Here is a 24,542-nt window from a genome sequence, read left to right as displayed (position 1 = left end):
CTGCACGGACGACACACAACGCCGTGACGAATTTCCGCAATATTGCAGCGCACATGGTTTTGCTGCACAGCAAAAATCACGAAATAATATTACGTGTTCGAGAAGTAATCCGATCGACACATGATGCGGGACCGATGCGATACAGATCAATCTGTCAAAATCTGCCGCTCACCTGATTGGTCATTGAAAAACCGTGCGATTGTGTTGAATTCATAGCAACAAGCACAGCCAGTATCGGGACGATGACATGCCTGTATTCAGCTCAGCCCACTTCGACAATCACGAAGAAGTCGTGTTCTGCCGCGACGCGGAGAGCGGGTTGAACGCGATCATCGCCATCCACGACACCACACTGGGCGCGGGACTCGGCGGATGCCGCTTCTGGCCCTACGCGGACGAGGAAGAAGCGCTGACCGATGCCCTGCGCCTTTCCCGCGGGATGACCTACAAGGCGGCACTTGCCGGCACGGGGCGCGGCGGCGGCAAGTCGGTGATCATGGGCAGTCCCCGTGACATCGCCTCGCCGGACCTGTTCCGCGCGCTGGGCCGGTTCGTCGACAGCCTCGGCGGACGGTATGTCATCGCCGAGGATGTCGGCACGTCACCGGCCGACATGGCCCATGTGCGCGAAAGCACACGGTTTGTCGCCGGACTGGCCGGCGGATCAGGCGATCCCTCGCCCGCCACCGCGCTCGGTACGTTCGTCGGCATCCGGGCCGCCCTGAAACATCGTCGCGGAAGCAGCGATCTGAAGGGAGTGCGCGTCGCCGTGCAGGGTCTCGGTCATGTCGGCTGGGATCTCTGCCGTCAGCTTCACGCGGCGGGCGCACATCTGACCGTGGCGGACATCCGTGATGACGTCGTGGAGAGGGCCGTCAGCCAATTCGGTGCGTCGGCGACCGACAGCCGGGAAATCCATGCGGCTGACGTGGACGTCTTCGCGCCGTGCGCCCTGGGCGCGGTCATCAACGACCGGACCGTCGACGCGCTGAAGGCGGGTATCGTGGCCGGCTCGGCCAACAATCAACTGGCCGAGGATTGGCACGGCGACGCCCTCGCCGCACGCGGCGTTCTCTACGCGCCGGATTACGTGATCAATGCCGGCGGGATCATCAACATCGCGCACGAAGGCCCCGGCTATGACCAGGCAAAGGCATTCAGACACGTCGAAGAGATCGGACGCACACTGACGGACCTGTTCCGACGTTCGGATTCCGAGGGTCTGGCCCCGCATACCATGGCTGATCGCATGGCAGGGGAAGTGATCGCCAGGGCGAAGGACGCAAAGCGCCGCCTGGCCGCCTAGAGGGTCTGTATCAGACTGATCCCGGCGTCGTGCATGTCGTCGATGGCCTGATCCAGCGAGCCGTCAAGATCGATGGCGCGGCAGCCTTCCAGCACGACGGTCACGTCGAATCCCAGACGCCGGGCATCCAGTGCCGACCACGCCACGCAGAAGTCGGTTGCCAGCCCCAGCATGACGATGTGGCCGAATCCGCGTTCGGTGCAGTAACCGCCCAGCCCCGTCGGTGTCTTCTGATCGTTTTCGAAGAAGGCCGAGTAACTGTCGAGCGAGGGGCGGAAGCCTTTCCGGATCACCATCTCGGCGGGCGTGGTCCGCAGGTCGCGGTGAAAGGCCGCGCCTTCAGTGCCCTGGACGCAATGATCCGGCCACAGGGTCTGATCGCCATAGTCGGCCTTGATCAGATCGTAAGGGTTCCTGTCCTCATGGCTCGAAGCAAAGGAGGCATGTCCGGCGGGATGCCAGTCCTGCGTCAGGACCACATGATCAAACCGGTCCATCAGCCGGTTTGCGACAGGCACCACGGCATCGCCGTCGGCCACCGCCAGCGCACCACCGGGACAGAAATCGTTCTGGATATCGATCAACACCAACAGATCGTTCGAGAAATCGACTGTCATGTCAGGACCTTACGCGAAGGCCTTGAAGGTGATCGTCGTAAACGTGTCCTTGATGCCCGGCAGGCTCTGGATCGACTCTCCGACGAAATGGCCGATGTCCTCACCGTCGGACAGGAAGCATTTCATCAGCAGATCCCACTCACCCGACACCGAATGCACTTCGGACACCTGCTCGACGCTTTCCACCGCTTCAGCCGCGACGCGGTAGGTCTCGCCCAGTTCGCATTTGACCCAGATGAAGATGGTCTGCATCGCTTGCCCTCCGGATCAGGCCTGCTTTTCACGCAGCGGCTTCAGCAGGAAGGCCGGAACATGATCGCCCAGACCCTGCGGCGTGCCGTCCCCCTTGTTCTGGCGTCCGCCCGAGCGGTTCGCGGCCGGTTTCCGGGCCTCACGCGTATCTCCGTCACCGTTCGGGAGCTGTTTCGGCTCTTCCTTGGCATCGTCTGCCTTCTTCGCGGACGCACGCTTGCGCGCCGGCTTCTTCGCCGGTTTCTCAGCGTCATCAGCAGCAGCATCCTTGGAGGCGGCTTCCTTGGGGGCGGCTTCCTTCTTCGCCGCAGCCCGGCGACGCGTCGGTTTCTTCTCGGCAGGTGCTTCGTCCGAATCCGCAGCAGGCTGTGCCGCTTCCTTCTCTTCCACCGGCTTCGTCGTGTCATCCGTTTCGGCGGTTTCGGCGGTTTCGGCCTTGGGCTTGCGCGGACGTCGGGCCCGCTTCGGCTTCTCGTCGGAAGGCGGTTCGTCGGAGGTTTCCTGCTTTTCCTGCCTGGCCTCCGCTTTTGACTCTTCCATATCGACGCCCATGCCGTCGACTTCCGGAATTTCCTTGCGGATAAGGGCATGGATCGCGGCGAGCTGCTTTTCCTCACGCGCCGTGAACAGCATGAACGCCTTGCCCTGCATGCCCGCGCGTCCCGTCCGTCCGATACGGTGGACGTAGTCGTCGGCATTGAACGGCACGTCGAAATTGAAGACGTGGCTCAGGCCCTGAATATCGATGCCACGGGCTGCGACGTCGGAGCAGACCATGAACCTGACCTGGTTCGTCTTGAATTTCTCCAGCGTCGCCATCCGGTCGCGCTGATCCATGTCGCCATGCAGCGCCACGGCGTCATAGCCGTGCGACAGCATCGATTTCAGCAACATCTTCACGTCGGTCTTCCGGTTGCAGAAGATCAGCGCGTTCTTGACGTTCTCGGCGTCGATCAGCTTGCGCAGGGCGGCCCGCTTGGCCGAGGCATCGCCCTTTACCAGCAGCCGGTGCTGCTCAACGGTTTCCGCAGGCGAGGCGGGCGGCGCGACTTCGGCTTCCTTCGGATCGGTGAGGAACTTGTCGGCCAGCCGGCGAATCGGCTTCGGCATGGTCGCCGAGAAGAACAGCGTCTGACGCGACTTCGGCAACAGCGACACGATCTTCTCGACATCGGGGATGAAACCCATGTCCATCATGCGGTCGGCTTCGTCGATGACCAGGAACTGCACGCCACGCAGCATCATCATGCCGCGTTCGAACATGTCCAGCAGCCGACCGGGCGTCGCGATGATGATATCGCAGATGCCGTCCAGATCCGCTTCCTGCTCCCTGGCGCCCAGTCCGCCGATGACCAGCGCGTGCGAGAGCTTCTGATGTTCGGCGTAGATCTTGAAGCTGTCGGCCACCTGGGCGGCAAGCTCTCGCGTCGGTTCAAGCACCAGGGCCCTTGGCATCCGGGGCTTGGAAACCCCCTGCGCCATCACATCGATCATCGGCAGCAGGAACGCCGCTGTCTTGCCGGTGCCCGTCTGCGCGGTGCCAAGAATATCCTTCCCCATCAGAACATGAGGAATCGATTTCTGCTGGATGGGCGTCGCGGTCTTGTAACCGGCGGCTTCAACCGCGCGGCATACCTCGTCGCTGAGACCAAGCTCTCTGAACGTCATTGCTGTGCTAATGCCGAAATCTCCTTCGGGCGCGTCCCGCGCGAAATGGCGCGGTCGCTGTCGGTTTATCACATATAAACCGTATTGCTGACGACGTAATAAAGCCGCTATCCCTTGTCAATCGCGGAATGAAGGGCGGAACGCCACATGACCAGACAAAACCTGCTGCTGATCCCGGGGCTTCTGTGTACCGGACGTCTCTGGCGCGACCAGTCCGCTGCCCTTGCCGACCTCGCCGACATTCAGATCGGCGAACACCATCTGGATGACAACCTGTCCGATATCGCCGCACGAATCCTGCGGTCCGCGCCTGATCGCTTCGCCCTGGCGGGACTGTCCATGGGCGGTTATGTCGCCTTCGAAATCTGGCGTCAGGCACCCGAGCGAGTCCAGCGTATCGCCCTGCTCGACACGCGTGCCACGACCGACACCCCCGCTGAGACCCAGCGTCGTAAGGACCTGATCGCACTGGCCCGAAAAGGCCGGTTTACAGGCATTCACGAACGCCTGATGCCCCTGTTCATCCACCATGACCGCCTGGACGACCGCGAACTGACAGGCGCTGTCGCCGAGATGGCCGAGGCGACGGGCCGCGATGGTTTCATCAATCAGACCAAGGCATTGATGACCCGCCCGGACGCGCGCCCGGCCTGCGCGACGATCGATGTGCCGGCGCTGGTGCTGTGCGGCAGGCAGGATGCGCTGACGCCCGTTGCCATGCATCAGGAAATGGCGGACCTGATAGCCGATGCCGATCTGAAGATCATCGAGGACTGCGGTCACCTTTCGACCATGGAACGGCCCGAGGCGGTCAATGAAGCCATGCGCGAGTGGCTGCAAGGCTGACAGGCAACGGACGCCCCTCAGCGGCCCTCGCGCCGCCATGCCGTCATCGCGAGCGCCAGGAAAAGCAGCACGGCAAGAAGCGGCGGTGTCAGCGGCACCCGTTTCAGGCTGGTGACGTCATACGACTCATTGGCGACAAGTCCGATCCAGTCCCGGCCGGACAGTCGCGCATCCGCGTCGATGCGGCGCACGTCAGGTTCGAGCGTGTCTTCCAGTCGCAGGATGCCGCCGCGCGTCGCTGCGACGTGCCCTTTCAGGCGTGCAGGCGTCGAAACCAGTTCAGAGAATTCCAGCGGATTGAGGCTGCCCAGAACGGCGACGGATGCGAGATCGCCGTCAACGACCCGATAGAGGCCCGCCACGTCGACTTCCTTCCGGGCGAACGCACGGCCATTCCGGCCTTCGTTCAGCACGACGGTCTCGGTGCGGCCGCCGGGTCCGATCAGTTGCACCGGACCACCCGCCGACTTCAGCGAGCGTCGTTCGATCTTCAACTGACGCCCCTCGATCTCGACATTCAGGCTCTCTTCCTCCAGCGCCGGCTCCTTCATCAGCCAGTGCGCTGTCCGCCGGAAGATTTCCGCCTGAGGACCGCCGCCCTCGAATCCGCGTGCCCAGAGCCAGGCCTGATCCGACAGCAGCTGGGCCACGCGCCCCTCCCCGACCCGGTCCAGCACCAACAGCGGCCTGGCACCCGCCCCGGTCATCAGGACGTCCGCGTCGGGTGCTTCGATATCGACCTGCCGGAACCATCGGCCCCATGGCCGGGCCTGCGGCCCCGGCTGCAGTCCGGACGTCACGGGATGACGCAGACCGACATCGGACACAGCGGGCCGGAAGCCCTCGACGGTAACCTCGCCGGTGGGCGCACCCGGCAGGATTTTCGACAGGGGCGAACGATACAGGCTGGCCGGACCCGCGAACGACGGCCCCGCCGCATCCAGCAGTGCCCCGCCCTCCCTGACATAGCTCGCGATATTGTTCAGATAGGCGAAATGCAGCACGCCGCGCCGCCAGAACCGGTCGAAGATGATCAGATCGAAATCCTTGATCTTGATCTCGAACAGTTCCCGGATCGGAAAGGCGATCAGTGCGAGTTCGTGGATCGGCGTGGCGTCCTGCTTCTGCGGCGGCCGCAGGATGGTGAAATGCACCAGATCGACGGCGGGGTCGGCTTTCAGAAGGTTCCGCCAGGACCGTTCGCCTGAATAGGGTTCGCCGGACACCAGCAGGACTCTCAGGCGATCCCGCACGCCGTTGATCGACGCCACGGCCCTGTTGTTCTCCAGCGTCAGTTCGTCCGGACCTTCGTCGGCGATGAATTCGAAGACATTCCTGCCGCCGTGGTCCAGTTCCAGCGGGATCTCTGTCTCCACGCCCGCCGGAATCAGGCGCGTTTCCAGCCGGATCCCGTCGCGGCGAATCTCGACGCGCACCAGTTCGCCGGTCGCCTCCCGATCGTGCACGATCAGCGATGCCTGCACCTGCTGGTTCACGATGGCGAAGGCCGGGACCGACGCGATCTCGATACGGCGATCCCGTTCATTGAGCGTGCCGGTCAGCAGAACATGCAGCGGTGCACCGAACAGATCGCTGTCCATCTCGTCGGGCAGGTCATGGACCAGCCCGTCGGTGACCAGTACCACGCCCGCCAGCCGGTTCTTGGGTATGCCTTCCAGCGCCTGCCGGGCTGCGGCGATCAGCATGGAGCCATCGGCAGGCCCGCCGGCACGCGGGCCCGCGTCGATATATCTGACTTCCAGATTCCCGGCATCGGCGGTTGCCGCGCGCAAGGCGGCAAGCGCTGCATCGGTCTGTGCTGTGCGGTCGCCGATCTCCTGGCTGAGGCTGCGGTCCGCCACGACCAGCGCGACATCCTTGTGATAGCGCCGCTCTTCCTCGATCAGGGTAGGCCCCGCAAGGAACATCAGCAGACCGGCAAACAGCAGCAGCCGGACGAGGCCGCCCCGCGCGCGCCTGAGCAGCGCATAGACCACCACCAGTCCGGCGACTGCCGTCAGTCCGAGCAGCAGCGAAAGCGGGATCAGCGGTTCAAACAGGATCTGACTGTTGCCGAGCATGGCTATTGCCCCAGCCGTTCGAGGATCGCCGGGACGTGGACCTGATCGGCCTTGTAGTTCCCGGTCAGCGCATACATCACCAGATTGACGCCGAAGCGGTAGGCCATTTCACGCTGCCGCTCGCCGCCGCCACGCAGGGCGGCAATCGGCCTGCCGGACCGGTCCATCGCCCACGCCGCGGCCCAGTCCGCGCCGCCGATGATCAGCGGCGACACGCCGTCGTTGGCCGACGAGTCGAGACGCTCGGCCCAGATCCGCCCGCCGCGGAACCGGCCGGGAAAAACGTCCATCAGATAGAACGAACGGGTCAGCACATGCCCGTCGCCGACCGGGTCGAGAGGTCCGATATCGATTCTGGACAGCAACTGCCGCAGTCGCATCGTCCCCGGCCCCGCCGAGCGGCCGCTGCCGAGCGGGCTGCCATCATCGCGTGTGTCGAACAGCACGACGCCGCCCGTACGCAGATAGGCGGCCAGACGCCGGATCGCCGGATCGCTCAGCGCGGGCTGCTCCCGCGTCATCGGCCAGTAGATCACGGGATAGAAGATCAGCTCGTCCGATTCGATATCCAGCGCTTTCGGTGATTCCGGTTCGACGGATGTCCGCGCCAGCATGATCTCGGTCAGACCGAACATCCCTGCGGCGGACATGCTGTCGACCGCATCGTTCCCCGTCAGCACATAGGCCAGCCGGGTATCCAGCGCCGCCGCGACAACCGACTTGTTCACCGGCTCCTCCTGTGCGGCAGCGGGATCGCCCGGAACGCCCATCAGCAGCACCAGTGCCCCGGCTGCCAGTCCGCCGCGTGGCAGGCGCAGCAGCCCGCGCAGCATCAGTGCAAGCAGCAGATCGATGATCAGCAGTGCCACCGCAGCCGTCAGAAGCGCAGGACCCAGGTTCGTCTCCGGCTGGCCGCCGATCACATTGCGCCTGATACTGTCGGGAAGACCTGTCAGCGGCGCGAGTTCGGGCGCGCGCGCGCCGATGTTCATCGCGCGGGCAATCGCGGGTTCGCCGTAAAGGCCGGGCGGATGACGCGGTCCGACCGGCGTGTTGGCGATCTCCGCCTCGTTCACGGGGCGCACGCTCGGCCCCGGTTCGGTGGAGCGGCCAAAACCGTCCAGAACCCGCACGGGCGCGAGATTGCGATCCCGCGCCTCCTCCTCAATCCCGATCGACAGCGCGCTGATCCGGCGCAGCATTTCGACAAACAGGCCAGACAGGGCAAGGTTGGACCATGCCGTGTTGGCGGATGTATGCACCAGAACCAGCCAGCCTTCGCCGCGCGCTTCCGCGGTGACCAGCGGGGTGCCGTCCTCAAGCCGCGCCCATGTCTTCTCGGGCAGATCGAGGGTCGGTTCCGCCAGCACCTGACGGCTGACGCTTATATCGCGCGAGACCGTCAGGCCCCGGAACGGACTGTTCTCGGGGAAGGGTGCCAGCCGTGCCGGCTGCGACCAGCTCATCGCGCCCTGCAGGGTGCGGTCCCCCTGCCGGATCGTCACCGGCAGCAGATCGGCCTCACCTTCCGCCAGGCGCGGCCCGGCAAACCTCAGCAGCACACCGCCCCGCTCGATCCAGTCGGCCAGGCGCAGCCGATCCCCTTCGACAATCTGTCCCACGTCGGCCAGCACCAGCATGGACAGCGGCCGATCGAGCAATTGCGCGACCTCGCCTTCCACAATCTCGGCAAACGGCCCCAGAGCGCGTTTCAGGTAGTAGACGTCGGACAGAAGCGGTTGCGCGCGTTCGGGCTCCAGCGTTCCGGTCAGACCGACACGATCGCGCCGCAGCCCGGAATCCACGAGGGCCATCGCGCCGGGACTGTCGCGCCCCTCGATGCTGACGCGCGCGACCTGGTTCAGGGCTTCGACGGGCAGGGTTTCCGACAGTTCGAGCCGGGTCTCGCCAGATGCGAATTCCAGATCCCGGCGCATCAGAATACGCCCGTCGTCCGCCGAGAACGTCACGGTCGCGGTTTCGGGCAAGGATGGCGCATCCCTTTCGATGATGGCACGCACCGTCGCGCCTTCGCCGTCGACCGATCGCACGAGCATCACCGACTGACCGGCTGCGCGATCGATTACCGTCAGACTGCCGAGCCTGCGCGCCGTGCGGGCGAGGTCAGCCGCCCCATCAAGCTCAATACCCGACGTCAGCCAGAAGATGTTCGATGCCCGATCCAGATCGGCATTCTCCAGCGCCGAGACGGTTGCCGCATAATCGGGTGCCCAGGGGCGCGGAACGATGGCACGCACGACGTTCCGCGCCTGTATGGCCGACATGACCTCCAGTTTCGGGGCCACGCCATCGGGATCGGGGGTCGTCCGAAGAAGCGCAACGGCACGTTCCTCACGGTCCGCCCGGTTGGTCAGATCGACCAGGGTCGCGACCCGGTCCTGCCAGCTCTGGGCCGCGGCCCATCCGTCGTCCACGATCAGCAGCACCGGACCCGACGTCGAGAAAGCCCCGCCGGGGTTGAGAACGGGTCGCGCCAGCCCGAACACCAGCAGCGCGGCGATCAGCAACCGGAGCAGAAGCAGCCACCACGGCGTCCGGTGCGGTGTCTCCTCCCGGCGTACCATCTCGAAGATCAGCCGCGCGGGTGGAAACACGATCCGTTCCGGTGCAGGAGGTGTCGCCTTCAACAGCCACCAGATCACCGGCAGCGACAGCAGTCCCAGCAGGATCAGGGGTTGCCCGAACGTGAACCCGGCGAGAAGCGCGCTCATCGCTGGCTCCCGGCGATAGCCTGATAGAGTGCGAGCAGCGCCGTCTGAGCGGGCTGGTCGGTATGATGCGTTGCGAAGGTCCAGCCGGCGGACCGTGCGATGTCCTGCAGGTCGTCACGGCGCTGATCGACGCGCTGGCCATAGGCGTCGTGAATGCCTTCGGCATGTCCGATCAGCACCTCTCCCTCGCCCTCCGGCCCGGCAAAGACGACGCGGCCCTGATAGGGCAGACGGTGTTCTGCCGGGTCCATCACCTGCATCAGATGCCCGGCAACACCATCCGCCGAGAAGCCCCGAAGAAACGCGGAGACATCTTCCAGCGGCGTGAGAAAATCACCGATCAGGACAACCTGCGCGAAACGCGGCAGATCCGCAGGGGGCGGCAGGCTGTGATGGTCCTCCACCAGTCCGCGCTCCAGCGCCAGCGCATAATCCTCAAGCAGCGCGCGTGACGATCCGGGCGGATGATCCAGACCCATGAACGCGATGCGCTCCCCGCCACGCAGCAGCAGCGACCCCAGCGCCAGCGTCAGCAGCGTGGCACGCCGCAGTTTCGAGGTCGTGCCCAGGTGGGACTGAAACGTCATCGATTCCGAACCGTCGCGCCACAGCCAGACGGCCTGGGCCGCTTCCCATTCGTTCTGGCGGACATAGGTCGGCACCCGCTTGGCGGACTGCCGCCAGTCGATCGACGTGGCCGGATCCCCTTGCTGATACCGCCGGAACTGCCAGAAGCTTTCGCCCTCGCCCACGCGCCGGCGGCCATGCACGCCCTGACTGACCGTCTGGGCCACACGCTCGGCCTCGACCAGCAGCGGCGGCATGGAATCGGCCAGATGATCGGCGCGCTTCCTGAGCCGCTGATCGATCCTTCCGCGCTGGGGCGATTGTGCCATGAATGCCTTTAGAGCCTTTCGACCAGGCGGGCGACGATCTGCTCGACGGAGACACCGTCGGCGCGCGCGGCGAAGTTCACCGCCATGCGGTGGCGCAGGATCGGCGGCGCAAGCGCGGCCACATCGTCAACGGAAGGTGCGAACCGCCCATCCAGCAGGGCACGTGCGCGCACGCCAAGCATCAGCGCCTGCGAGGCACGCGGCCCCGGACCCCAGGCGACATGCTTGCGCACATCCGCGTCATCGGTCTCTTCAGGCCGACCGCCGCGCACCAGCGAAAGGATCGCCTCCACGACGCTCTCGCCGACGGGCAGCCGCCGGACCAGCCGCTGCGCATGCTGCAATTCGCCCGATGTCAGGACCGGCACCGCCTCCTCCTCGTCGGCACCGGTGGTCGCCAGCAACATCCGCCGCTCCGCCTCCATGTCCGGATAGGGCACGTTCACCTGCATGAAAAACCGGTCAAGCTGGGCTTCCGGCAGCGGATAGGTGCCTTCCTGCTCCAACGGGTTCTGCGTGGCCAGCACATGGAACGGGCGGGGCAGATCGTGACGCTCGCCCGCCACCGAGACGTGATATTCCTGCATCGCCTGCAGCAGCGCCGACTGCGTTCTGGGGCTCGCGCGGTTGATTTCATCCGCCATCAGCAACTGGCAGAACACCGGCCCCCTGATGAAGCGGAAGGAGCGACGGCCGGCATCCGATTCTTCCAGCACCTCCGACCCCAGAATGTCGGCGGGCATCACATCGGGTGTGAACTGGACCCGCCGGCTGTCCAGCGACAGCACGTGCCCCAGCGTGGCGACCAGCTTGGTTTTCGCCAGACCGGGCACACCGATCAGCAGCACATGACCGCCGGACAGGATCGTGATCAGCGTCTCGTCGATGGCCGACTGCTGACCGAAGATCACCCGGCCGATCGATTCACGGATGCGCCCGGCTTTTTCGCCCAACGCTTCCACATCCTGGGCGAGATTTTCGCCCGCTTCACTGACGTTTTGCATGCGCATGATTATATGGAGCGAAATCAGGGTTGCGAGACTAATCGCGGTGCGCGCGATCAATTTCCGCTCAACATCGAAACAGACAGGGAATGCGGGAGATGACATGACCGATAAAAGCTATCTGGATATCGAGAAACTGGCAGAATCGATCGAAGGTTCGGGCGAACGCGCCTATCCGCCCGTCGACAAGTGGAATCCGGATCGTGTCGGCGAGATCGACATCCGGATCGCCAGCGACGGCACGTGGTATCACGAAGGCGATCCGATCCTGCGTCACGCCCTGGTCAAGCTGTTCTCGACGGTGCTGAGGCGGGACGAGGACGGCAAGCATTACCTGGTGACGCCCGTCGAGCGACTGGCCATTCAGGTCGATGTGGCGCCGCTCTACGTCAGCGAGATGTTCGTGGAGAATCCGGGGCCTGACCAGACCATCACCTTCAAGACCCACACGGACGATATCGCGGTACTGGACACGGATCACCCGCTGACCGTCGACGTCGATCCCGCTTCGGGTGAACCCACGCCGCTGGTACTGGTCCGCGCCCGGCTTCAGGGCCTGCTGGCGCGCAGCGTGTTTTACGATCTGGTCGAACTGTCCGAGGAGCGCACGATGGACGGTGTCGCCGTGCAGGGCGTCATGAGCGCAGGCACCTTTCATGTCATTGGACGGACCGACGGGAAAGCTTTAGATCAGTAGGCATGACACCCGATGAGATCAAAGACCGACTGGGTCGCGCGGCAGAGCCAAGCTGGGGTCATTCCGATTATGATCTCACACCCGATGCCAGGCCGGGCGAGGCACCGTTGCGCGATGCGGCCGTACTGGTGCCGATCGTCAACCGGCCCGAGGGACTGACCGTGCTGCTGACCCGGCGTACCGCGCATCTGAGTTCGCATGCGGGCCAGATCAGCTTTCCGGGCGGCCGCAAGGAAGCGCACGACCCCTCACCCGAGGCGACCGCCCTGCGCGAGACCGAGGAGGAAGTCGGGATTCACCGCCAGAAGGTCGAACTGGTCGGCATGCTCGACATCTATCGAACGGTAACCAACTACGCGGTCACGCCGGTCGTCGGCATCGTCGAACCCGATTTCGATCCCAGACCGGACCCCTACGAGGTCGCGGAAGTGTTCGAGACCCCGCTGGAGTTCCTGCTGGACCCGAGCAATCACCACCGCCACACCGGCTGGTTCAACGGCGTGCCGCGAAAATGGTGGGCCATGCCCTATGGCGACTATTACATCTGGGGTGCAACAGCAGGCATGTTAATGAACCTGCATGAGAGGTTAAGCGACTAGAATGCTGAAAAAGCTCCTTTTCTACGTCGTTCCCTTCCTGACACCGTTCATTCTCTTCGGCCTGTACTGGCTGCTGGCGAAACGGCGGGCCGGACAGGGCAAGACCATGGTGCCGTGGCTCTGGCTGGTCGTCTGCGGCATCGTGCTGAGCATCGGCACGGCCACCGTTCTCGCCTTCGTCGACGGTCATGAACCCGGCATGGAATACATCCCGCCCCGTGTGGAAGACGGCGTGCTGAAACCGGGCGAATACCGGCCCAGACCATGACATCGCCGCCCTGGTCCCGGGATACGACGCTGGCGGACATTGTCGCGGCACTGTCGAGCGCGGGTGCCACCACCAGGCTGGTCGGCGGCTGTGTCCGTGACTGGCTTCTGGACCGTCCGGTGGGCGATCTGGATCTGGCGACGACGCTTGCCCCGCGAACGGCTGCGAAGGCCCTGAAAAAGCAGGGATTCCGGGTGATTCCCACCGGCATCGATCATGGCACCATCACCGTCGCCGCGGCGGGCGAAGGCTACGAGATCACTACCCTCCGAAAGGATGTGGCGACGGACGGGCGGCATGCCACGGTGGCCTTTTCCGACGACTGGACCGAGGACGCCGCGCGCCGCGATTTCACGATCAATGCGCTGTATGCCGACCTGGATGGCACCGTGCATGATCCGCTGGGCACCGGTCTTTCGGATATCCAGGCACGACAGCTTCGGTTTGCAGGCGATCCGCAGGAACGTATCCGGGAGGACTATCTGCGCATTCTCCGCTTCTTCCGTTTTCAGTCCGTGCTGGATGTCCGCGCAAGCCAGGCCGGACTGGCCGCCTGCGCCGCGCAGCGCGAGGGACTGCGCGGCCTTTCGGTCGAGCGGATCTGGCAGGAGATGCGCAAACTGCTGGCCGGACCCAACCGCGATGCGGTTATCCGTGTGATGCGTCAGACTGAAATTCTGGAGGTGATTCTGCCGGAAGCGCGCGCCGCTTATGCCGCGCGTTTCTCAGCGCTCGCCGATCCGGACCCCGTGCTGGCGCTGGCTGCCCTTCTCGATCACGAGGATGCACGTCCGGTTGCAGTGCGCTGGAAACTGTCGGGAGCCGATCGCAAACGCCTCATCGCTGCGACAGCGCCCCTGCAGACCGGGGGCGATCCTGGGCCCGAAACCTTGCGGAAGCTCGCCTACCGGGACGGAAAGGTTGCCGTCAGGGACCGGCTTCTGCTGGCCCGCGCCGACGGTGCGGTCGTACCCGACGCGCAGATCGCGGTTCTGGAGACCTGGGAGCGGCCTTCGTTTCCCCTGCAGGGAGAAGACGTTCTGGCGCTGGACATACCGCCCGGCCGCCAGGTCGGTGCGTTGCTGTCGGCAGTCGAGGACTGGTGGATCGAAAAGGGTTTCCAACCCGATCGCGCGGCATGCCTGACAGAGCTGCATCGGCTCAGCACACGTGAGGAAAACCCATGATCCAGCCTTCCTCCGTCTCGACGGCATGCAGTTCGGCGGGCGTCAGATCCGGTGGCCTGCCAAGCAGGGGCGTCAGGTCGCCCGTGATGTTCGCGTGGGAGATCAGATCGCGGCTCGCCGCTACCTGCTGCGCGTCCCGGATCGGGTGATCGATGTGATCGAAGGGGATCATGCTCGGCCAGCATTCAACGTGGATGACGCCGTCCAGATCATGGTCCCAGCCCGTATCGAACGGCCAGAACCGGCAGGGCCGCGCCGGACGCAGCGCGCGATTGAGCCGTTCGATGGCAGCCAGTCCCACGATGGCCTGACCGCCGACCGATCCGGTCGTGAACAGCTTCCAGACACTCTGGATCGAGCGGTGACCCGCGCGGCGGACCCGCTCCTCCACGATGCGGAACTCGGAGAAATCATGGTGACCGAAGTCCGGCTTCTTCTCGCCGACGTCCGGGGTTTGCACAGTCGCCGGGCGGCCCCAGAACGGTCCGGGCAGGCTGCCGATCTGCCGGTTCAGAACATCCGCGACCAGAAACCGGTTGTTGGTATCGTCGGGTCCGTCCTCGACCATGTCGAAGAGGCGCGAGGCCACGTCCTGCCCGCCGCCCATACCGCTGCCCGAGGGGTAGCCGAAGGGAAAATCCCAGGCGATCAGGGCGTTGGTGCGGACGTTGGAGAGCATCGCGCGCAATGCGTCCAGCAATTCGGCCCGGGTCCGGAAGTAGAGCGGCGGGATCGGCTCTCCCATCATCGTCGCGGCCAGCCAGCACCGGTCTTTCGACGGTTTTCGGGGGCCCGGCTTCGTCGCCGCCGAGAAATCAACGACCGCGACGAGATCGAACTGCGGTCTACTGAGCAAACTTGATCAGCTTCCCGCGTGCCGAGCGGACGGGTTCGGAATCGACCGTGCGCGTGAAGTCGAGCTGCATGCCGAGATCCGTGAGCGTCCGACGGTAGATCTGCAGTTCTGCGGAACCGTCCTCGGCGACACCGATGCCATAGATCGTCAATGTCTGCCCTTCCAGCCGCGCCCAGTTGAAGCCGTTCTCGCCCATCGGATCGCCCTGATCGGCGGCGCGCCAGACCTTCTGCCGTGTCGCATCGGGCAGGAAGGTGACCCGCGCTTCCTTCAGAACTTCGGCAGGCGCGTTCGGATCGCCCTTCTGGCGCAGCACCGTGGCCCAGTTGATCATGAAGCCCCCTGGTTCGACCGGACGAATCTCGACGTCCAGATCGCGGGCGGTGACCCGGAAATGCGTACTGATGTTGCTTTCCGAAAGGGCGTTGCCGCGCCACACGCCATAGAAAGCCGAAATCGAAACGTCCTGCTGCGCAAGAGCGGCAGTCTGAAACTGGGTCAGCAGGACCAGAAGACTGCCTGCCACCACGAAAAACCGACGAACCATCACCACACTCCACCCCCGGGGGACCAATCAGGCGCGAAGTCTAACCGCAGGCCAGCCAATGGCAACGGCCATGCCTGATCATTCTGACGGTTCGGACGGGTCTGACGCCTCGGCGATCGCCCGGAAGGGCATCATCACGCAGGTATGGCGGTTCAGGTGCGGCTGCATGGGCTCAAAGACAGCGAAGCCCTCGGGCGCGTCCCCCTGCCCCGCCAGATAGTTCTGAACGGCCTGCCCGACCGCCGCGATGTCCGAAACCGACCTTCCGGGCATCTGACCGGCGACGATCGAGGTGGCGGCCTGACAGACCAGGCAGGCGCGAATCTCGTACCCGATCTCGGAAAGGGTTTCGCCGTCCAGCCGCACGTCCATGGTCAGCCGGTCACCGCAGAACGGGTTCCTGACCTTCGCGGTGCCATCGGGCTCGTCCAGACGTCCGGCACCGGTTGCGCGCGCCGCGAGTTTCAGCAGCTCGGTTTCGGATATTTCGCTCATGTCAGCCTCGAAAGCGCTTCGGGCGTATCGACGTCCAGAAAAATCGCGTCATCATCAATCGGCACTTCGGCCACCAGATCCTCATGCAGCCCGATCAGATGACGCGCACCAACATCGCCGCCGATCCCCAGAACCTCGGCGAAAAACCGGCGGTCGAACAACACCGGGTTGCCACGCTTACCGTGCCGGGTCGGCACGCAGATCGCCCTGCCCTCGACCGGATTGTAGGCACTGATCAGCCGGTCGATCATCGTCGAGGTGATGCGCGGCATGTCCCCCAGACAGACGACCACCGCTTCGCAATCGGCGGGCACGGCCAGCAATCCGGCCCCCAGTGACGTGCTCAATCCCTCGGCATGCAAGGCGTTGTGCGCGAAGATGACATCTGTGCCGGAAAGCACATCGCGCACCTTCTCCTGCTCATGTCCGGTCACCACAATCACCGGCTCGGCCGTGCTGTGACGGATGGCGTCGTAGGCGTGCCGGATCATGGGCTGCCCCTGCACGTCGGTCAGCAGCTTGTTGATCTCGCCCATGCGCCGGGACTGGCCCGCAGCCAGCAGGATGGCGGCGACCCTCGGCATGCGCTGGGCGCCGCTGTTTCGCTGGTCGCGCGGTGCGCCGCGCTGGCCCGTATCGACCAGCAGGCCGCCGACCCCCATGGCCATCACATCGGCCGGCGACACCTCGATATCCGCGCACAGCCGCTGGAAGACCCAGTCGAAACCGTTCTCCTTCGGACTGCGCGCACAGCCCGGCGCGCCGATGATCCTGACCGCGTCCCGATGGCCCAGCAGCATCAGGTTTCCCGGATCCACCGGCATGCCGTAGTGATCGATCTTGCCGCCAATCGCCTCAATCCCCGCCGGTATGACATCCCTGCGATCGGAAATCGCCGAAGCGGAGAAAATGACCACAATATCGTGCGGTCCGGGTGTCAGCTTCGCCAGCGCCTCGGCCACGGCACGCTCATGATGCTCGACCGTCACTGTCTCCCCGACCGTGCCTTCACAGCGCTCGGTGCGCCGCCGCATCAGTTCGACGCCTTTTCCGATGACGCTTTCCTTGGTCTCGGGCAGGCGTGTCGAGAGAATGCCGACCCGCTTGCCGCCGAAAGGCGATACGGAAATCGCGGCACTCATCTGATCAACCGCCCGGGCGAGGACGGCATCCGGGACGGCAAACGGGATGATCTTCACCGTCGCCAGCATCTGCCCCTTCTCGACCAGTTCGAAAGGCCTGAGCGTGGCAATGGTGATCGATTCGTCGATCGCGTTTGTCCGGTCTATCAGATCCGCATTTATCTCAACGATACCAGAATGTTGCGCATAGATATTGCAGCGCCCTGTGAACGGCGCGTTGACCGTGCACCCGTGTCCCCGTGCGGCACGGGCGAGCGCTTCCGCCGCCGCATCCTCGCCGGTTTCACGGGCCTCGATCCTGGTGGCAAGGATCGTCTCCCGCCCCTCGGCATTCAGCAGTTCTATGTCTGCGCCGGTGAGCACATGCCCCTTCTTCAGACGCGTGCCCCCGACGGTCAGACCATGGGCCAGAATGGCCCCTTCAGCCTCCGCCAGCGGCAGCCTGCCGAAGATCACGCCGCACCCCTGAGCGTTGCAGTCACCTGTGCCATCACCGAGATCGCGATCTCCGCGGGAGACTTGGCACCGATATCAAGCCCGACCGGCGCATGGATGCGCGCAATCTGTTCCGGCGTGAACCCGGCCTCGGCCAGGCGATCCACCCGTTTTGCGTGGGTCCGCTTCGAACCCAGCGAACCGATATAGAAGGCGTCCGAACCCAGCACCGCGTTCAGCGCCGGATCATCCAGCTTGGGATCGTGGGTCAGCGTGACGACGGCGGTGCGATGATCCGGCTTCAGGTCGGCCATCGCGTCGTCAGGCCATTCGTCGATAATCCTCACGCCCGGAAACCGGTCGGGCGTTGCCCAGGCCTCGCGCGGATCGATCAGGGCGACTTCGTACCCGGCCATTTCGGCCATCGGTGTCAGGAACTGCGCGATGTGCACCGCACCGATGATCAGCATGCGAAGCGGCGGATTGAAGATGTTGAGAAAGACCTTCCCGTCTTCGGTCTCAATCGTCGCCGGCTTGTCCGAACGGATCGCGGCCTCTGCTTCCGTCTGCAGGGGATCGTTGCCGCCCGCATAGATCAGGTGCTGTCTGCCGCTGTCGAGATGCGTCGCCAGAACGACGGACCGGTGCGCGGCGCGGTCAGCCTGCAGTTGGTCCAGCAGCGCGCGATCCATCTCAGTTCACCTTCTCGACATAGACGGCGATCCGGCCACCGCAGGCCAGCCCGACCTCCCAGGCGGCATCGTCAGAAACGCCGAATTCCAGAAGCTTCGGCGTGTCGGACTTCATGATCTGCAGCGCTTCAGCCACCACCGCGCCTTCGACGCATCCTCCGGACACCGAACCCACGAAATCGCCGCTGTCGGAGATCGCAAGCTGACTGCCCGCCGGTCGTGGTGCCGAACCCCAGGTGGAGACGACGGTCGCCAGGGCCACCTGGTGGCCCGCATCCTGCCAGCCGATGGCCGTTTCCAGAATATCGCTGCGTTCGGTGCTCATGGCATCTGCTCCGCCAGTTGATCCATTGTCTGTGGCTGTATCCGCCGCGGACCGCTCAGATCGCTCAGGGCCTCGGAAAGCGCGCTGAGACTCTGAAGATTGTGGACCGGCAGGAATTCGTCAACATGGGGCAGGATGGCGCGAATGCCCCGCGCCTTCGGCTGGAAGCTGTCATAGCGCAACAGCGGATTCAGCCAGACCAGACGGCGGCAGGACTTGCGCAACCGCTCGATCTCCTTCTCAAGCCCCTCGCCCGCGTCCCGGTCAAGACCGTCCGTGATCATCAGCACGACCGCGCCCTGCCCCAGAACCCGGCGCGACCAGTTCAGGTTGAAGTCCTGCAACGTCGCGCCGATGCGCGTGCCGCCCGACCAGTCCTCGACCTGTGCGCCCACCTTGTCCAGCGCGATATCGATGTCGCGGTGACGAAGATGGCGGCTGATGTTGCTGAGACGGGTGCCGAAGACAAAGCTGTGCACGCGATCCCGGTCGCTGGTTACCGCATGCATGAAATGCAGCATCATGCGCGAATAACGCTCCATCGACCCGGAGATGTCGCACAGGATCACCAGCGGCGGATGACGCCGCACACGCGCCCGGTGCTCCAGGCTGACGATATCACCGCCGGATTTCAGCGTGGACCGGAACGAGCGGCGCATGTCGACGCGCCGGCCATGCGCCTTCGGTGCAAAGCGCCGCGTCTTGATCTCGGCCAGCGGCAGGCGCATGCGCTGTATGGCCCGGCGTGCCTCATCGATCTCGGCCGCCGACATCTCCTCGAAATCCTTCGACTGCAGCTTTTCTTCGTCCGAGAAGGTCAGCGTCGCATCGACCTCGATTTCCTTCTCTTCGCTCGCCTGCGGTTCGTTCTGCCGGGCCGATGCCAGCGCCTCCGCCACCCGGCGCATCGTCTTCTTTGCGTCGGGATCGGGTTGCTGCTCCACGTCCGGATGCATGACCGGCAGCAGCAGCGACATCATCTTTTCCAGCAGTTCCGGGTTGCGCCAGAAGATCTGGAACGCCTGATCGAAGAGCTCTTTCTGATCGCGGCGGTTCACGAAGACCGCATGCAGCGTCCAGTAGAAATCGTCGCGGCGGCGGATGCCGGCGGTCTCGACCGCTCGAACCGCCTCCAGCATCTTGCCGGGCCCCACGGGCAGCCCCGCGACCCGCAGCGCACGTGCGAAATGCATGATGTTCTCGGCGAAGCGCCCGCCTTCCCGCGTTTCTTCTGCGAAATGCGGCCTGGCGTCGATCATCCGGTTGCCGCCGCAGCTTCCGCCCGGACCTGCTGGATGATGCGTGAGGCCTCGCTGCCCTGCATCTTGGCGATATCGTCCTGGTATTTCAGGATCACGCCCAGGGTGTTGTTGACCACATCCGGGTCCAGCGCGACCACATCCAGTTCGGTCAGCGCGCGGGTCCAGTCGATGGTTTCCGCCACGCCGGGCAGCTTGAACAGATCCGCGTTGCGCAACTCCTGGATGAAGCCGACGATCTCGCGCGTCAGCCGTTCCGGCGCACCCGGTGCCTTGCGACGCAGGATCTCCAGTTCGCGCGCGGCGTCGGGATACCCGACCCAGTGATACAGGCACCGGCGTTTCAGGGCGTCGTGAATCTCCCGCGTCCGGTTCGACGTGATCACGACAATCGGCGGCTCGGCGGCGGCGATCGTTCCGATCTCAGGGATCGTGATCTGGAAATCCGAGAGGACCTCCAGCAAGTAGGCCTCGAAGGGTTCGTCCGTCCGGTCCAGTTCATCGATCAGCAGCACCGGCGCGCGACCGGGCTCGCCTTCCAACGACTGCAGCAGCGGGCGGCGGATCAGGAATTCTTCCGTGAAGATGCCCTTCGACAGTTTCTCGCGATCGGTTTCGCCGGCGGCCTCTGCCAGCCGGATTTCCAGCATCTGCCGCGCGTAGTTCCATTCATAGACCGCCGAGGCCGTGTCCAGTCCCTCATAACACTGCAGCCGGACCAGCGGACGGCCCAGGGTCTCCGACAGTACTTTCGCGATCTCGGTCTTGCCGACCCCGGCCTCCCCCTCCAGGAACAGGGGCCGCCCCATCTTCATCGACAGATAGGCCACGGTCGCCATGCTGCGATCCGACACGTAATCGGCTTCGGTCAGCAGTTGAACCGTCTCGTCAATCGAGTCAGGCAGGCCACGTGGCGCATCGGTCATAAGCGGAACTCCGGGTTGGGCAATGCGTTGGAACTATGCAGGCGGCAAGATCACGTCAACCCGGAGACAAACCGGGTGAGCAGAATGGCAATCACGATCAGAAGAACCGCCCAGATCTTGGGCTTGAGACTGCTCCGCGCCCGGCTTTCGATGGCGGCGCGTTCGGCTGCATCCATGCCCTGCCGGACGAGGTCATAGTCCACCGACTCCCGCTGTTCCGTCTGATCCTGCTTTTTCTCGTCAGTCATAATCGCGCTGAAGCATCCGGAGACGACGGATCAGGCTGGACGTATCCCAGCGCCCCCCGCCCATCGCCTGGACGTCGCCATAGAACTGGTCCACCAGCCCGGCGACCGGAAGTGTCACACCGATGCTCCTGGCCTGGTTGAGGCAAATGCCCAGATCCTTGCGCATCCAGTCGACCGCAAAACCGAAGTCCATCTTGTCATCGATCATGGTCTCGTAGCGGTTTTCCATCTGCCACGACTGCGCCGCACCCTTGGAGATCACGTCAATCACGGCCCGGCCGTCGAGCCCGGCCTTCTCGGCGAAATGCAGCGCTTCGGAAAGGCCCTGAACCAGTCCGGCAATGCAGATCTGGTTGACCATCTTGGTCAGCTGTCCGGCACCCACATCGCCCAGCCGTTCGCAGGCCCGCGCGTAGCTGTCGATCGCCGGGCGGGCCCTGGCAAAGTCGTCCTCGCTGCCCCCGCACATCACGGTCAGGACACCGTTCTCGGCGCCGGCCTGCCCGCCGGATACCGGCCCGTCGACAAAACCGAACCCCTTCTCCGCGGCGACGGCAGCCAGTTCGCGCGCGACATCGGCGGAAGCGGTCGTGTGATCGACCATGACGGCCCCGGCCTTCATGCCCGCGAAAGCGCCGTCCTCACCCAGCACGACACTGCGCAGATCGTCGTCGTTGCCGACACAGACCATGACGAAGTCGGCACCCTCGGCGGCTTCCCGCGGGGTCGCTGCTGCACTTCCGCCGTATTTGGCGGCCCATTGGTCAGCTTTGGAAGCAGTGCGGTTGTAGACGCAGGTCTCGTACCCCTTCTGCTGCAGGAAACCGGCCATCGGAAAACCCATGACCCCCAATCCGATGAATGCCGCGCGTTCAGCCATGATCCCTCGTACCCCCGGAAATCCGAAATTGTTCCGTCATTTCCTACAACGACTTGCCCGGCAGCGCAAAGAAGCAGTCCGAAAGCAGCTTCACGGTTGAGACGAATCGCAATCGGCGACATGCTCAATGCATGCACACCACCCTTCACATCCTGAAGCCCCTGCCATGAAATGGATCTGGCGCGGCCTGATGACGCTCGTGGTCTTCGCGGCGATCGGGATCATCGGGCTGTTCATCGTCGGCAAGATGACGCTGCCCACCCTGGACGGCGAGGTCGTGCTGGATGGACCGGAAGCCGAGATCCGCATCGTTCGCGACAGGTTCGCCGTTCCCCACATATACACGGAGAACCGCAGCGACGCCCTGTTCGCGCTCGGCTATGTCCATGCGCAGGACCGCCTGTGGCAGATGGAGTTCCAGCGCCGCGTGGGTCAAGGCCGGCTGTCCGAGTTCGCGGGCGAAGCCACGCTGCAGACCGATATCTTCCTCAGGACCATGGGCTTCTATCGCGCGGCGGAGGCCACGCTGGGCAAGCTCGACGCGACCACCGTCGCCGAACTGGAGCGATATGCAGCGGGGGTCAACGCCTGGATCGACGGTCGTGAGGGCCTGCTGCCGCCGGAGTTCCTGATCCTCGGCATCGAACCGGAGCCATGGAAACCGGCGGATACGCTGGTGTGGCTGAAGATGATGGCGCTCAACCTCTCGGGCAACTGGACGTCAGAGGCCCTGCGCGCCCGTGCGGCGGCGGCATTGGGCGACGAAAAGATGCGCCAGCTCTGGCCGGCCTATCCCGAAGATGCGCCCGTCGCGATCGATCGGCAGGCAGCCAACCTCTGGGAAAGCGAGGGACTGCAGGACGCGCTGCGCGCTTGGCCGCAGGGACCGCGCGGACTGGGATCGAACAACTGGGTGATCAGCGGCGCATTGAGCGCGACCGGCAAACCGCTGCTGGCCAACGATCCGCACCTGGGGCTGCAGGCGCCATCGGTATGGTACATGGCGCATGTCGACGACGGCACGGACGCCCAGATCGGCGCGACGCTGCCGGGTGTGCCGTTCGTGGTGCTGGGGCGGAACAGGCATATCGCCTGGGGTTTCACCAACACCGCGCCGGACGTGCAGGACCTGATCGTCGAGCAGGTCAATCCTCAGAATCCGGATGAATATCAGACCGAAACCGGCTGGCAACGCTTCAAGATGCGCGAGGAAATCATACGCATCAGCGACGGAGGCGAGCGCCGGATCACGGTCCGCGAGTCGCGCCATGGCCCGATCCTGTTCGATACCGAGAACGGCCGTCACGGCGAGGGCTTCCTGAAACCCGACCAGGCCGTGGCCATCCGCTGGCACGTTCTGGACGATGACGAGATGTCCGTTCGCGCCGGGCTGAACGCGGGCCGCGCGCGGGATGTCGCCGGCTTCATCGATGTCATGCGGGACTTTCACGGCGCGCAACAGAACATGGTTGTCGCGGATATCAACGGCGATATCGGGTTCGTTGCCGCCGGCCGGGTCCCGGTCCGCGCCGATCGTTCGGACTGGCAGGGGATGCTACCTCGCGCCGGATCCAGCTATCTGGCGCGGCGCAAGGGGTTCATTCCCTATGAGGACCTGCCGCAGGTGATCAATCCCGCGCGCGGCTATGTCGTCACCGCCAACAACCGTATCGTCGGAGACTCCTATCCGCATTTCCTGACCAACGAGTGGGCCGATCCCTATCGCGCACAGCGGATCACCGATCTGCTGACCGAACGTGACGCCCACACCATCGACAGCTTCAAGGCCATCCAGGCCGACCAGGTCTCGCTGATGGCCCGGGAGTTCCTGCCCCTGATGCTGCGTTTCGAACCGTCGTCCGATGCGCAGCGCGACATCCTTGCCGACCTGAAGCTGTGGAACGGCGACATGTCGCCGGACCGGACCGAGCCCACCATATTCAATGCCTGGTACCGCGAGTTCGTGCGCCAGGCCCTGATCGACGAAAGCGGCGAGCTGTTTGACGATCTGTGGGCACCGCGCATCGGTTTTTTCCGGAACGTGCTGACCGGCCAGGGCGGGGCCGAAAGCTGGTGCGATGATATCGCCAGCGACCAGACCGAGACCTGCGCCGACCTGCTGAAACGATCATTCGAACTCGCCATCGCCAATCTGGAAGAGCGGTTCGGCAGCGACCGCGATGCCTGGGTGTGGGGCCCGATCCACGAGGCGCATCACGACCACAATCCGTTCACCAACGTCGACTTCCTGCGGAATCTGTTCGACATTCGCGTGCCCGTCGGTGGCGACAGCTACACCGTCAACGTCGCGCATGGCCGGATGAGAGATCGCGACGATCCCTACACCACGCGCAGCGGTGCATCCCTCCGGGCAATCTACGATCTGGATGATCTCAACAGGTCCATCTACATCAACACCACGGGCCAGTCCGGCAACCCGCTCTCCCCGCACTACAGCGACATGGTCGAACGGTGGCGCAGGGTCGACTACATCCCGATGTCGATGCGTCCGGAGGATATCGAGGCAGGCTCCATCGGGACGTTGCGGCTCAGGCCCGCTTCATGAACCGCCAGTCCGGGATGG

General features: G+C 64.4%; 24 protein-coding genes. 7 read left to right on the top strand and 17 right to left on the bottom strand.

Going from position 1 to position 24,542, the window contains the following annotated elements; translation table 11 throughout:
* Positions 1-247: 247 nt before the first annotated feature.
* Positions 248-1,306 carry a Glu/Leu/Phe/Val dehydrogenase dimerization domain-containing protein gene (locus tag ACN0X7_RS12630; RefSeq protein WP_417517757.1) on the top strand — a complete coding sequence of 353 codons (1,059 nt, stop codon included), beginning with the start codon at positions 248-250 and terminating at the stop codon, positions 1,304-1,306.
* Here the strand turns inward: ACN0X7_RS12630 and pncA are convergent.
* From pncA to ACN0X7_RS12615, 3 genes are read right to left on the bottom strand one after another with little or no spacing between them, the layout of a single operon-like run.
* Positions 1,303-1,923 carry a bifunctional nicotinamidase/pyrazinamidase gene (gene pncA, locus ACN0X7_RS12625; RefSeq protein WP_417517755.1) on the bottom strand — a complete coding sequence of 207 codons (621 nt, stop codon included), beginning with the start codon at positions 1,921-1,923 and terminating at the stop codon, positions 1,303-1,305. The genes ACN0X7_RS12630 and pncA overlap by 4 nt on opposite strands.
* A gap of 9 nt (positions 1,924-1,932) precedes the next feature.
* Positions 1,933-2,175 (bottom strand): Lrp/AsnC ligand binding domain-containing protein, encoded by a 243-nt coding sequence (locus tag ACN0X7_RS12620; protein ID WP_417517753.1) that lies wholly within the window; start codon positions 2,173-2,175, stop codon positions 1,933-1,935.
* Positions 2,176-2,190: 15 nt separating this feature from the next.
* Positions 2,191-3,843: a DEAD/DEAH box helicase gene (locus ACN0X7_RS12615; RefSeq protein ID WP_417517751.1), complete on the bottom strand. Its 1,653-nt coding sequence runs from the start codon at positions 3,841-3,843 to the stop codon at positions 2,191-2,193.
* Between the two features lie 147 nt (positions 3,844-3,990).
* On the opposite strand from ACN0X7_RS12615, the gene ACN0X7_RS12610 reads away from it, so the two are divergent.
* A complete protein-coding gene (locus ACN0X7_RS12610) occupies positions 3,991-4,689 on the top strand; it encodes an alpha/beta fold hydrolase (protein ID WP_417517749.1) in 699 nt (232 codons plus the stop codon).
* A 17-nt stretch (positions 4,690-4,706) separates the two neighbouring features.
* On the opposite strand, the gene ACN0X7_RS12605 is transcribed toward ACN0X7_RS12610, so the two are convergent.
* Genes ACN0X7_RS12605 through ACN0X7_RS12590 form a run of 4 tightly spaced genes read right to left on the bottom strand, consistent with a single transcriptional unit; the run spans position 4,707 to position 11,402 of the window.
* The gene (locus ACN0X7_RS12605) at positions 4,707-6,770 is read right to left on the bottom strand and encodes a hypothetical protein (protein ID WP_417517747.1); all 2,064 of its coding nucleotides are present in this window, start codon (positions 6,768-6,770) and stop codon (positions 4,707-4,709) included.
* 2 nt (positions 6,771-6,772) lie between these two features.
* On the bottom strand, positions 6,773-9,502 hold the full coding sequence (locus tag ACN0X7_RS12600; RefSeq protein ID WP_417517745.1) for a DUF4159 domain-containing protein: 2,730 nt from the start codon (positions 9,500-9,502) through the stop codon (positions 6,773-6,775).
* Positions 9,499-10,398, bottom strand: coding sequence for a DUF58 domain-containing protein (locus ACN0X7_RS12595; protein ID WP_417517743.1), 900 nt, complete (start codon positions 10,396-10,398; stop codon positions 9,499-9,501). The genes ACN0X7_RS12600 and ACN0X7_RS12595 overlap by 4 nt, the downstream gene beginning before the upstream one ends.
* An 8-nt stretch (positions 10,399-10,406) precedes the next feature.
* Positions 10,407-11,402 carry an AAA family ATPase gene (locus ACN0X7_RS12590; RefSeq protein ID WP_417517741.1) on the bottom strand — a complete coding sequence of 332 codons (996 nt, stop codon included), beginning with the start codon at positions 11,400-11,402 and terminating at the stop codon, positions 10,407-10,409.
* A gap of 103 nt (positions 11,403-11,505) precedes the next feature.
* On the opposite strand from ACN0X7_RS12590, the gene ACN0X7_RS12585 reads away from it, so the two are divergent.
* Genes ACN0X7_RS12585 through ACN0X7_RS12570 form a run of 4 tightly spaced genes read left to right on the top strand, consistent with a single transcriptional unit; the run spans position 11,506 to position 14,153 of the window.
* Positions 11,506-12,099: a DUF1285 domain-containing protein gene (locus ACN0X7_RS12585; RefSeq protein ID WP_417517739.1), complete on the top strand. Its 594-nt coding sequence runs from the start codon at positions 11,506-11,508 to the stop codon at positions 12,097-12,099.
* Positions 12,100-12,101: 2 nt separating this feature from the next.
* Positions 12,102-12,698 carry a CoA pyrophosphatase gene (locus ACN0X7_RS12580; RefSeq protein WP_417517737.1) on the top strand — a complete coding sequence of 199 codons (597 nt, stop codon included), beginning with the start codon at positions 12,102-12,104 and terminating at the stop codon, positions 12,696-12,698.
* Between the two features lies 1 nt (position 12,699).
* Positions 12,700-12,966, top strand: coding sequence for a DUF6111 family protein (locus ACN0X7_RS12575; protein WP_417517735.1), 267 nt, complete (start codon positions 12,700-12,702; stop codon positions 12,964-12,966).
* Positions 12,963-14,153, top strand: coding sequence for a CCA tRNA nucleotidyltransferase (locus ACN0X7_RS12570; RefSeq protein WP_417517733.1), 1,191 nt, complete (start codon positions 12,963-12,965; stop codon positions 14,151-14,153). The genes ACN0X7_RS12575 and ACN0X7_RS12570 overlap by 4 nt, the downstream gene beginning before the upstream one ends.
* Here the strand turns inward: ACN0X7_RS12570 and ACN0X7_RS12565 are convergent.
* The 10 genes from ACN0X7_RS12565 to ACN0X7_RS12520 form a co-directional block, all read right to left on the bottom strand.
* The gene (locus ACN0X7_RS12565) at positions 14,128-15,009 is read right to left on the bottom strand and encodes a hypothetical protein (RefSeq protein WP_417517731.1); all 882 of its coding nucleotides are present in this window, start codon (positions 15,007-15,009) and stop codon (positions 14,128-14,130) included. The genes ACN0X7_RS12570 and ACN0X7_RS12565 overlap by 26 nt on opposite strands.
* Positions 14,999-15,556 (bottom strand): hypothetical protein, encoded by a 558-nt coding sequence (locus ACN0X7_RS12560; RefSeq protein ID WP_417517729.1) that lies wholly within the window; start codon positions 15,554-15,556, stop codon positions 14,999-15,001. Before ACN0X7_RS12560 ends, ACN0X7_RS12565 begins: the two co-directional genes overlap by 11 nt.
* 78 nt (positions 15,557-15,634) lie before the next feature.
* Positions 15,635-16,051, bottom strand: a complete 417-nt coding sequence (locus tag ACN0X7_RS12555) for an iron-sulfur cluster assembly scaffold protein (protein ID WP_417517727.1) — start codon at positions 16,049-16,051, stop codon at positions 15,635-15,637.
* Complete coding sequence (locus ACN0X7_RS12550) at positions 16,048-17,649, bottom strand: NTP transferase domain-containing protein (protein WP_417517725.1); 1,602 nt, start codon at positions 17,647-17,649, stop codon at positions 16,048-16,050. Before ACN0X7_RS12550 ends, ACN0X7_RS12555 begins: the two co-directional genes overlap by 4 nt.
* On the bottom strand, positions 17,646-18,320 hold the full coding sequence (locus tag ACN0X7_RS12545; RefSeq protein WP_417517723.1) for an XdhC family protein: 675 nt from the start codon (positions 18,318-18,320) through the stop codon (positions 17,646-17,648). The genes ACN0X7_RS12550 and ACN0X7_RS12545 overlap by 4 nt, the downstream gene beginning before the upstream one ends.
* 1 nt (position 18,321) lies before the next feature.
* Entirely contained in the window at positions 18,322-18,645 is a 324-nt protein-coding gene (locus ACN0X7_RS12540; protein ID WP_417517721.1) for an XdhC family protein, read from the bottom strand.
* Positions 18,642-19,904 (bottom strand): vWA domain-containing protein, encoded by a 1,263-nt coding sequence (locus tag ACN0X7_RS12535; RefSeq protein ID WP_417517719.1) that lies wholly within the window; start codon positions 19,902-19,904, stop codon positions 18,642-18,644. Before ACN0X7_RS12535 ends, ACN0X7_RS12540 begins: the two co-directional genes overlap by 4 nt.
* Positions 19,901-20,830, bottom strand: a complete 930-nt coding sequence (locus ACN0X7_RS12530; protein ID WP_417517717.1) for an AAA family ATPase — start codon at positions 20,828-20,830, stop codon at positions 19,901-19,903. Before ACN0X7_RS12530 ends, ACN0X7_RS12535 begins: the two co-directional genes overlap by 4 nt.
* A 50-nt stretch (positions 20,831-20,880) precedes the next feature.
* Complete coding sequence (locus ACN0X7_RS12525; protein WP_417517715.1) at positions 20,881-21,078, bottom strand: hypothetical protein; 198 nt, start codon at positions 21,076-21,078, stop codon at positions 20,881-20,883.
* Positions 21,071-21,958, bottom strand: coding sequence for an NAD(P)-dependent oxidoreductase (locus tag ACN0X7_RS12520; protein WP_417517713.1), 888 nt, complete (start codon positions 21,956-21,958; stop codon positions 21,071-21,073). Before ACN0X7_RS12520 ends, ACN0X7_RS12525 begins: the two co-directional genes overlap by 8 nt.
* A 166-nt stretch (positions 21,959-22,124) precedes the next feature.
* Between ACN0X7_RS12520 and ACN0X7_RS12515 the strand changes: the two genes are divergently transcribed.
* Positions 22,125-24,524 carry a penicillin acylase family protein gene (locus ACN0X7_RS12515; RefSeq protein WP_417517711.1) on the top strand — a complete coding sequence of 800 codons (2,400 nt, stop codon included), beginning with the start codon at positions 22,125-22,127 and terminating at the stop codon, positions 24,522-24,524.
* The last annotated feature ends 18 nt before the right edge of the window (positions 24,525-24,542 follow it).

Source organism: Minwuia sp. (genome assembly GCF_048263705.1).
In the GTDB taxonomy this organism is placed as follows: Bacteria; Pseudomonadota; Alphaproteobacteria; order Minwuiales; family Minwuiaceae; genus Minwuia.
The sequence above is the reverse complement of the archived record's forward strand: the minus strand, read 5'-3'. Positions and strand labels throughout refer to the sequence as shown.